Origin of the sequence: Pseudomonas graminis, from assembly GCF_900111735.1 — a bacterium.
Taxonomy (GTDB): domain Bacteria; phylum Pseudomonadota; class Gammaproteobacteria; order Pseudomonadales; family Pseudomonadaceae; genus Aquipseudomonas; species Aquipseudomonas graminis.
On the sequence record NZ_FOHW01000002.1, the window covers coordinates 106,367 to 115,985 of the forward strand.

Annotated in this window: 8 protein-coding genes; 5 read left to right on the plus strand and 3 right to left on the minus strand. The window is 62.5% G+C overall.

What is annotated here, in order from left to right; genetic code table 11:
- Positions 1-195: 195 nt before the first annotated feature.
- A complete protein-coding gene (locus BMY98_RS02315; RefSeq protein ID WP_074884155.1) occupies positions 196-1,068 on the minus strand; it encodes a helix-turn-helix domain-containing protein in 873 nt (290 codons plus the stop codon).
- Positions 1,069-1,201: 133 nt separating this feature from the next.
- Between BMY98_RS02315 and BMY98_RS02320 the strand changes: the two genes are divergently transcribed.
- Positions 1,202-2,101 carry a DMT family transporter gene (locus BMY98_RS02320; RefSeq protein ID WP_074884157.1) on the plus strand — a complete coding sequence of 300 codons (900 nt, stop codon included), beginning with the start codon at positions 1,202-1,204 and terminating at the stop codon, positions 2,099-2,101.
- A 206-nt stretch (positions 2,102-2,307) separates the two neighbouring features.
- Here the strand turns inward: BMY98_RS02320 and BMY98_RS02325 are convergent, their stop codons facing one another.
- The gene (locus tag BMY98_RS02325) at positions 2,308-3,282 is read right to left on the minus strand and encodes a 2-hydroxyacid dehydrogenase (protein ID WP_074884159.1); all 975 of its coding nucleotides are present in this window, start codon (positions 3,280-3,282) and stop codon (positions 2,308-2,310) included.
- Between the two features lie 229 nt (positions 3,283-3,511).
- Positions 3,512-4,459, minus strand: a complete 948-nt coding sequence (locus BMY98_RS02330) for a LysR family transcriptional regulator (RefSeq protein ID WP_074884162.1) — start codon at positions 4,457-4,459, stop codon at positions 3,512-3,514.
- A 180-nt stretch (positions 4,460-4,639) separates the two neighbouring features.
- On the opposite strand from BMY98_RS02330, the gene BMY98_RS02335 reads away from it, so the two are divergent.
- From BMY98_RS02335 to BMY98_RS02350, 4 genes are all read left to right on the plus strand, one after another.
- Positions 4,640-6,148 carry an efflux transporter outer membrane subunit gene (locus BMY98_RS02335; RefSeq protein ID WP_074884165.1) on the plus strand — a complete coding sequence of 503 codons (1,509 nt, stop codon included), beginning with the start codon at positions 4,640-4,642 and terminating at the stop codon, positions 6,146-6,148.
- A gap of 160 nt (positions 6,149-6,308) precedes the next feature.
- Positions 6,309-8,507 (plus strand): FUSC family protein, encoded by a 2,199-nt coding sequence (locus tag BMY98_RS02340; RefSeq protein WP_074884168.1) that lies wholly within the window; start codon positions 6,309-6,311, stop codon positions 8,505-8,507.
- Positions 8,497-8,697 carry a DUF1656 domain-containing protein gene (locus tag BMY98_RS02345; protein ID WP_074884171.1) on the plus strand — a complete coding sequence of 67 codons (201 nt, stop codon included), beginning with the start codon at positions 8,497-8,499 and terminating at the stop codon, positions 8,695-8,697. Before BMY98_RS02340 ends, BMY98_RS02345 begins: the two co-directional genes overlap by 11 nt.
- 15 nt (positions 8,698-8,712) lie before the next feature.
- Positions 8,713-9,591, plus strand: coding sequence for an efflux RND transporter periplasmic adaptor subunit (locus tag BMY98_RS02350; protein WP_074884173.1), 879 nt, complete (start codon positions 8,713-8,715; stop codon positions 9,589-9,591).
- The last annotated feature ends 28 nt before the right edge of the window (positions 9,592-9,619 follow it).

Here is a 9,619-nt window from a genome sequence, read left to right on the forward strand (position 1 = left end):
CGCACGAACAGCATTTACCGTGCCGACCCGGTTCTGCCGGTAGACGCTTGACCCTGTAGGAGTGAGCTTGCTCGCGAAGGCTTTGTTTCAGCCCACGGAAAATCACTGGATGTACCGGCGTCTTCGCGAGCAAGCTCACTCCTACAGTTTGATATGGGTTTGATCCGTTAGATATTAGTGACGCACGAAGAGCATTTACTGAAACGCAGCCCGGTACTCGCCCGCCGTTGCGCCGACTGACTGTTTGAACCGGTTGCTGAAGTGGCTGGCACTCGCGAAGCCGCATTCCAGGGCGATCTCGCCAAACGGCTTGTGCGTCGAGCGCAGCAGTTCCCGGGCGCAGTTGAGGCGTCGAGCGAGCAGGTATTGATGGGGCGGCAGGCCGAAGCTTTCGCGGAACATCCGCGCGAAGTGGTATTCCGACAGCGCGCACAGGCCCGCCAACTGGCCGAGGCTCAAGGGGTCGGCCAGATTCTGCTCGATAAACTCCACCAACTGACGGCGCAAGTGCGGCGCCAGTCCGCCTTTCAAGCGCAACCCTTCGCGCAGCCCTACCTGGCGCAGGACCATGTGATCGAGCAGCTCATGGGCCAGGCTGCTGGTGAGCATGCGTTCGCCGGGCTCGCTCCAGTCCATGCGGATCAGGCGATGAAAGCGCTCGGCCTGTAGCGGATCATCCAGGAACGTGTGCTCCTGCAACGCCAGCTGGCGCGGCTCGCGATCCAGCAGCGTTACGCAATTGAGGGCGAACTGTTCGGGGCTGATATACAAATGCGCCAGACGGATTTCACCGTTCACCACCCAGGAGGACTGATGGCCGGCGGGCAGCGTGCAGATCTTGTCCGGGGCGCCTTTCCTGTCCGGCCGATCGCGGCGGAAGGTCCCGGTGCCGCCATCGATGTAGCACGACAACGTGTGGTGAGTCGGCGCGTGGTAGTTCTGCGCGTCGTGGCGGTTGTTCCACAGCGCCGCCATCACCCCGTCACCCAGGGGCGCGCACTTCTCCAGCTGCGCGTGGGGCGAGCTGTTCAGGGATTGAAAGACCTGGATGGTTTCAAGTGACGACATGGGGACTCCTCTACGCCTCGCATCCTACTCCGAGCGCTGGCCCCTGCCAGCGGAGTAACGATCAAATGCGCAAGTTTCTGCAAGTGAGCGCAGACCCGCGCCGCCAGACTGAGGCTTCACTGGGGAGCCCGACATGAACATCACGTTGTATCTGCTGACCGTTTTGATTTGGGGCACGACCTGGATCGCCTTGAAACTGCAACTGGGCGAGGTCGCCATTCCAGTGTCGATCGTCTACCGCTTTGGCCTCGCGGCACTGATCATCTTCGCCCTGTTGCTGGCGACCGGGAAACTGCAGAAGGTCAATCGTCGCGGTCAGCTCATCTGCCTCGCGCAGGGGCTTTGCCTGTTCTGCGTCAACTTCATGTGCTTCTACACCGCCACCCAGTGGATCCCCACCGGTCTGGTGGCGGTGGTGTTTTCCACCGCGACGTTATGGAACGCGCTGAACGCCCGGATCTTTTTCAAGCAGCAAATCGCACGCAACGTGCTGGTGGGTGGCACCTTGGGGCTGATCGGTCTGGCGTGCCTGTTCTGGCCGGAGTTGGCCGGGCACAGTGCCAGCCGCGAAACCTTGATCGGCCTGGCGTTGACCCTGCTCGGCACGCTGTGCTTCTCGGCGGGGAATATGCTGTCCAGCCTGCAACAGAAGGCCGGCCTGCGCCCGCTGACCACCAATGCCTACGGCATGCTGTATGGCGCGACGATGCTCTGCGTGTATTGCCTGCTGAGCGGTACGCCGTTCTCCTTTGAGTGGAATGCGCGGTACATCGGCTCGTTGCTGTATTTGGTTATACCGGGTTCGGTGATTGGCTTTACCGCCTATCTCACCCTGGTCGGCCGCATGGGCCCGGAGCGCGCGGCGTATTGCACGGTGCTGTTTCCGGTGGTGGCGTTAAATGTGTCGGCATTTGCCGAAGGCTACCAATGGACCGCCCCTGCGCTGATGGGGCTGGTGTTGGTGATGGCCGGGAACGTGCTGGTATTCAGGAAGCCGAGGGTGATTGTGCCCGTGGGCGCGAAACCGGCGTGAGAGGCTGGCTGGCGCGGAGCGCCTGGAGCGGCGTTCCCACGGGGACCGTGGGAACGATCACAGACTGGATTGAGAGAGCTGATCGTTCCCGCGCTCTGCGTGGGAATGCAGCCTGTGACGCTCCGCGTCATTCCCGCTCGAATGGCGCGGAGCGCCCGGAGCGGCATTCCCACGGGGACCGTGGGAACGATCATCAAAAGGGCGGTTCAGCCCTTCCACACCTGCGCATTCACCAGGTCCTGTGGCTTCTCGCCCAGCAGCGCGGCCCGCAGGTTTGCGTAGGCGCGGTCGGCCATGGCCTGGCGGGTTTCGTCCGTCGCCGAACCGATGTGGGGCAGCGTCACCGCGTTGCTCAGCGCAAACAGCGGTGACTCGGACAGCGGCTCTTTCTCGTAGACATCCAGGCCGGCGCCGCGAATCGTGCCGTCCTGCAGCGCCTTGATCAGCGCCGGTTCGTCGACGATCGGACCACGAGCAATGTTCACCAGAATGGCGCTCTTCTTCATCAGCGACAGCTCACGGGTGCTGATCAGGTGCGTGGTCTTTTCGCTGAGCGGCACCACCAGACAGACAAAGTCCGATTCGGCCAGCAATTGATCCAGTGTACGGAATTGCGCGCCGAGTTCCTGCTCAAGGGCTGTCTTGCGGCTGTTACCGCTGTACAGGATCGGCATGTTGAAACCCAGACGACCACGCCGCGCGACCGCTGCGCCGATGTTGCCCATCCCCACGATGCCCAGCGTCTTGCCGTAGACATCCGTGCCGAAATGCGGCGCCTCGATGCTGCGTTTCCAGTGACCGGCTTTGGTGTAGGCGTCCAGTTCGGCGACGCGGCGGGCGCTGCTCATGATCAGCGAGAAGCCCAGGTCGGCGGTGCTTTCCGTCAGCACGTCGGGGGTGTTGGTCAGCATGATGCCGCGTTCGGTGAGGTAGCCGACGTCGTAGTTGTCGTAACCGACCGAAATGCTCGACACCACTTCCAGCTGTTTGGCGTTTTCCAGTTGCTCGCGTCCCAGTTTGCGGCCGGCGCCGATCATGCCGTGGCTGTGGGGCAGGGCTTCGTTGAACTGCGCGTTCAGATCACCCTTTTTCGGGTCGGGGATGATCACGTTGAAGTCTTGCTGCAGGCGCTCGGCCATTTCCGGGGACACGCGGCTGAAGGCAAGGACGGTCTTTTTCATCGGATAGCTTCTCTCGGCAGGTCAGAAGGGCAATGCGTAGCACGCTAACATTCTTGCCGAGGGATTGGCGAGTGAGGCGGATATGCCGCTGGTTGTGGCTGTAATCGAGATCCGTTGTAGGAGCGCGCTTGCCCGCGAATGCGGTGTATCAGACACGGATGTTCCGACTGACCCAATCCTTTCGTCCGGATGCGGCCCAGGTCAGGCGCGGACAGTAGTTGGCAGAGCGTTAAACCGTCGCGGGCAACACATGGGTCTGCAGGTCGGCTTCATGGGCGGCCATGATTTCCGGCAGCGAGCCGCGCAAGTACTCGACCCAGGTTTTGATCTTCGCATCCAGGTACTGCCGCGACGGGTAGATCGCGTACAGGTTCAGCTCGTGGGAACGGTACTGCGGCAATACCCGCACCAGCGTGCCATTACGCAGGCCTTCGATGGCGGAGTAGATCGGCAGAATCCCGATGCCCATGCCGCTGCTGATCGCGGCCTGCATGGCGTCGGCCGAGTTCACCAGAAACGGTGAGTTGCCGATGGTCACGGTCTCCTGGCCTTCGGGGCCGTCGAACGCCCATTTTTCCAGCGGGAACACCGGGCTGACCAGGCGCAGGCAGGCATGGTTGAGCAAATCAGCCGGCCGGTGTGCCATGCCGAACGCCTTAATGTAGGCGGGCGAGGCACAAACGATGCTGTAGGTGATGCCCAGTCGCTGGGACACGAAGCCCGAATCGGGCAGCTCGCTGGCGAGCACGATGGACACGTCGTAACCCTCTTCGAGCAGGTCCGGGACGCGGTTGGTCATGGTCAGGTCGAACGAGACGTCCGGGTGATTGCGCCGGTAGCGGGCAATCGCGTCGATGACGTAATGCTGGCCCACGCCGGTCATGGAATGGACTTTCAGCTGCCCGGCCGGGCGCGCATGGGCGTCGCTGGCTTCGGCTTCCGCTTCTTCCACATAGCCGAGAATCTGTTCGCAGCGCAGCAGGTAACGCTTGCCCGCTTCAGTCAGGGCGATGCGTCGCGTGGTGCGGTTCAGGAGTCGGGTTTGCAGATGAGCTTCAAGGTTGGAGACAGCGCGCGAAACGTTTGCGGTGGTGGTGTCCAGTTGCGCAGCGGCAGCGGTGAAGCTGCCCGCTTGCGCCACGCAAGTGAAGGCGCGCATGTTTTGCAGAGTGTCCATTGGCCGTTCTCAGGTGAGATGGCAAATTGTGACATGAAGTAACTGATCCATGTCAGCCATACCAAAGGATTATCTCCTGTTCGGTAACAAAGATTCGCAGAAGTCCCGGCTTATCGCCGGACTAGACGCCCCCTAGAATCGCCGCATCATCGATTCCCCCTCCATTAGGTAATTGCAGCAGTGCCGCGTCGTCTCGTCAGAGGGCTCAAGCCCCTCAGTGTGTGGGCTTTAACGTTACTCATTAGCGGCTGCATCGGAACTGGCGGAATTGCCCCACAAGGCACAGCGTTGTCGCCCGACGCGCTGGCCACTGACGACGCTATCAAGGCGGCCGACAAAGACGCCCGCTGGCCGGCCGGTCAGTGGTGGCGGGCCTATGGCGACGAGCAACTCAATCGCTGGATCGAACTGGCCGCACTGGGCAGCCCCAGCCTGGCGATCGCGGCCGCGCGAGTGCGTCAGGCCAAGGCCATGGCGGGCATCGCGGAGTCGGCGGAATCCCTGCACGTCTCCGGCGACAGCAGCCTGAAACGACACAACTGGCCGACGGATCAGTTCTACGGTCCGGGTGAACTGTCGAACACCAGCACGTGGGACAACAACGCCTCGCTGGGTCTGAGTTATTCCCTTGATCTGTGGGGCCAGGAGAGCAATCACTCCGAACAGGCGCTGGACATGGCGCACATTAGTGCGGCCCAGGAGCGTCAGGCGCAGCTGGAATTGCAGGACAACATCGTCCGCGCGTACATCCAGCTGTCGCTCAACTACGCCCAGCGTGACATTGCCGAAGCGACCCTCGCGCAACAGCAGCAGATCGTTGATCTGGCCCAGCGTCGCCTGAAAGGCGGCATCGGCACCCATTTTGAAGTCAGCCAGGCGGAAACGCCGCTGCCCGAAACCCATCGTCAGATTGACGCCCTGGACGAGGCGATTGCTTTGAGCCGCAATCAGATCGCGGCGCTGGCCGGCAAAGGCCCGGGCGAGGGCGCGAGTCTGCAGCGCCCGACGCTGTCGCTTACCGCCGCGTTGAAGTTGCCTTCGGCGTTGCCAGCCGAACTGTTGGGGCAGCGTCCGGATGTGGTCGCCAGCCGCTGGCGGGTGGCGGCGCAGGCGCGGGGCATTGATGTCGCTCATGCCGGGTTTTATCCGAACGTCGATCTGATGGGCAGCCTCGGTTACATGGCCACTGGCGGCGGCATGCTGGAATTCCTCGCCGGCAAGAAATTCAACTACAGCGTGGGCCCGGCGATCACCCTGCCGATCTTCGACGGCGGGCGTTTGCGTTCGGAGCTGGGCGTGGCGTCGGCGGGCTATGACGAAGCCGTCGCGCAGTACAACCAGACCCTGGTGATGGCGCTGAAGAGCATTTCCGATCAGCTGATTCGTCGCGAGTCGATGGACAAGCAACAGCAGTTCGCCGATCAGTCGGTGGCCGCCGCGCAGAAAACCTACGACATCGCGATGGTTGCCTATCAACGCGGCCTGACCGATTACCTCAATGTGCTCAACGCGCAGACGCTGTTGTTCCATCAGCAGCAGGTGCAGCAACACGTCCAGGCCGAGCGCCTGACGGTGCATGCGGAGCTGGTGGTGGCGCTGGGCGGCGGGTTGATGGCGGGCCATGACTCGCCTGCGCCGGAAAGGACCGCTGCGCCGAAAACGCCGGTGTCGTTGGCGGTGTTTGATTAATGAAACTCTCCGGCTGTAGGAGCGTGGCTTGTCCCGCGATCGACCGGGAACCGGTCGCCAAATTTGCCCACTCGATTTGGCCAGACTCACCACATGTACCGATCTTGCTGCCGGTTCCCGGCAGTTCGCGGGACAAGCCACGCTCCTACAGGACTTGGCGATGAACTTGGGTTTCAACTGGCTCAAATCCCTCGAATGGCGCCGCGGCCTCAACGATTGGGCGCGCAGCGATGGCGTGACGTGGATCTACATCGGCAAGGTGCTGATGGCGGCGTTCCTGACCTACTGGATCGCCATGCGCCTGGAACTGCCGCAGCCGCGCACGGCCATGATCACCGTGTTCATCGTCATGCAGCCCCAGAGCGGGCAGGTCTTCGCGAAAAGTTTCTACCGATTGCTCGGGACGCTCGCCGGCTCCGTGGTGATGGTTACGCTGATGGCGCTGTTCGCGCAAAACAGCGAGCTGTTCCTCGGCAGTCTGGCGATCTGGGTCGGCTTCTGCTGCGCCGGTGCCGCGCGTTATCGCAACTTCCGCGCCTACGGTTTTGTGTTGGCCGGCTACACCGCCGCGATGACCGGACTGCCCGCGCTCGCGCACCCGGACACCTCGTTCATGGCGGCCATGTGGCGGGTGCTGGAGATCTCCCTCGGCATCGTCTGCTCGACCCTGGTCAGCGCCGCGATCCTGCCGCAAAGTGCCGGCGCGGCGATGCGTAATACCTTGTACCAGCGCTTCGGCACCTTCGCCCAGTTCGTCATCACTGGCCTGCGCGGCGAGAGCGATCCGGCCTCCTTCGAAGCCAGCAATGTGCGCTTCATCGCCGACGCCGTGGGGCTCGAAGGTCTGCGCGCGGTCACCGTGTTCGAAGACCCGCACATGCGCCGTCGCAACGGTCGGTTGAATCGCCTGAACAGCGAATTCATGACCATCACCACGCGCTTCAACGCCTTGCATCAACTGCTCGAACGCTTGCGTCGGCGCGGTGTGACCCCGGCGGTTCAGGCCATCGAGCCGGGCCTGAATGCGCTGACTCGATTGCTGGAGCCTTTCGCCGGGCGCGCGCTGACCAACGCCGATGCCGCGCTGCTGGCCAATCGGTTGAGCGTGTACAAGGCCGATTTGCCCGAACACGTGCGCAGCCTGCGGGCCGAGTTCGTCAAGACCGAGCCCGGCGACGACGACCTACTGGATTTCCACACCGCGTATGAGTTGCTGTATCGCTTCGTCGACGACATGCATGACTACGCTCAAACCCACGCCTCCCTGGCCGATCACCGCCATGCGCGGGAGAAATGGGTCGAGCCGTTCGTGTCCACCACCAGTTGGCTGTCTTCGTTGGCCTCCGGCGTGCGCGCGACGTTTATTCTCGCGGTGATGTCGGTGTATTGGGTCGCGACGGCCTGGCCGAGCGGTGCGTCGATGACCTTGGTGTCTGCCGCCACCGTGGCGCTTTCCGCGACGACGCCGAACCCCAGGCGCATGTCATTCCAGATGGCCTGCGGGACATTTCTGGGCGCCGTACTGGGCTTTTTCATCACCTTTTTCGTGCTGCCGCGCATCGATGGTTTTCCCCTGTTGTGCATGGTGCTGGCGCCAGTGTTCGTGCTCGGCACCTTCCTGACCACGCGGCCGCAGTGGGTGGGATATGGGCTGGGGCTGTTGATTTTCTTCAGCATTGGTTCGGCGCCCGACAACCTCACGGTCTACAACCCGTATGCGTTCATCAATGACTACATCGCCATGGTCCTCGGCATGCTGTTGTGTGCGGCGGCGGGGGCGATCATTTTGCCGCCCAACAGTCGCTGGCTGTGGCAGCGGCTGGAAGGCAACCTGCGCCGACAAGTCAGTTTTGCCATCAGCGCGCCGCTGCGCGGGATTCGTTCCAGTTTTGAAAGCCGCACCCGCGATCTGATGCATCAGGCCTACGGCCTGGCCGCCGGCAAACCCGAGGTGCAACGCAATCTGCTGCGCTGGATGTTCGTGGTGCTGGAGATCGGCCACGCGATCATCGAGCTGCGCCGCGAGCAGGACATCCTGCCGGTGCACCCGAGTTATGCCGAATCGCAACCTTGGCGCCAGGCGATTCGCGCCATGGGGCGCTCGCTGATTCGTCTGTTCATCCAGCCCGATCGCCATAACCTGGCGCGCAGCCTGTCGGCCGTCGATCACGCCATCGTCTGCGTGCAGAACACCGACGAGCCCTTCGCGCCGCACTTCGACACCTCGGCGCTGCGCCGGGTAAAAAGCTACCTGCACTTCATCCGCACCTGCCTGCTGGACCCGCAATCGCCGCTGGCGGGCGTTCCGTCAGAGCGGGCGGCTGTGGCCTCGCCCCAAGGACAACTCAATGCCTCGTGAACTCGCCTTCCACGGCGTTTACATGCCGACCGTGACCGTCATGTTTATGGTCGCCATGGTGCTTTCCTGGGCGCTGGACCGCTTCATGTCCGGGCTCGACCTGTACCGTTTTTTCTGGCATCCGGCGCTGCTGCGTCTGAGCCTGTTCAGCTGCATTTTCGGCGCCATGGCGCTCACTGTTTACCGTTGAGGCACGTTGGTTGAGATGAAAAAGCTCTTCAGTCTGATCGCAACTTTGTTGATTCTGGCCCTGGCCATCGGGATCGGCCGGCTGCTCTGGATTCATTACATGGACACGCCGTGGACCCGCGACGGCCGGGTGCGCGCCGACGTGATCAACGTCGCCGCCGATGTCAGCGGCGTGGTGATCGACGTGCCGGTCAAGGACAACCAGCCGGTGAAAAAAGGCGACCTGTTGATGCAGATCGACCCTGAGCATTATCAGCTGGCGGTGAAGCAGGCCGAGGCGATGGTGGCGTCACGCAAGGCGACCTGGGAGATGCGCAAGGTCAACGCCAATCGGCGCAAGGACATGGACGCCTTGGTGATCTCCGCCGAAAGCCGCGAAGACGCCGGGAATGTCGCTACATCTGCCCAGGCGGATTATCAACTGGCGGTCGCCCAGCTCGACGCCGCGCAACTGAACCTGAAACGTACCAAAGTGCTGGCGGCAGTGGATGGTTACGTCACCAACCTCAACGTGCATCGCGGCGACTACGCGCGCATCGGCGAGGCCAAGATGGCCGTCGTCGATATGAATTCGTTCTGGGTGTACGGCTTCTTCGAAGAAACCAAACTGCCCCACGTCAGGATCGGCGATCCGGCGGACATGCAGTTGATGAGCGGGGAAGTGATGAAGGGCCACGTCGAGAGCATCGCCCGCGCCATCTACGACCGCGATAACCCTGAGAGCCGCGAACTGATCGCTGACGTCAACCCGACGTTCAACTGGGTACGACTGGCCCAGCGCGTGCCGGTACGCATTCACCTGGATCACGTGCCGGAAGGCGTGGTCCTGGCGGCGGGGATCACCTGCACGGTGATTGTGAATCCCGAAACACAAGGCTCGACACAACACCTGTAGGAGCGCGCTTGCCCGCGAAGAGGCCGGT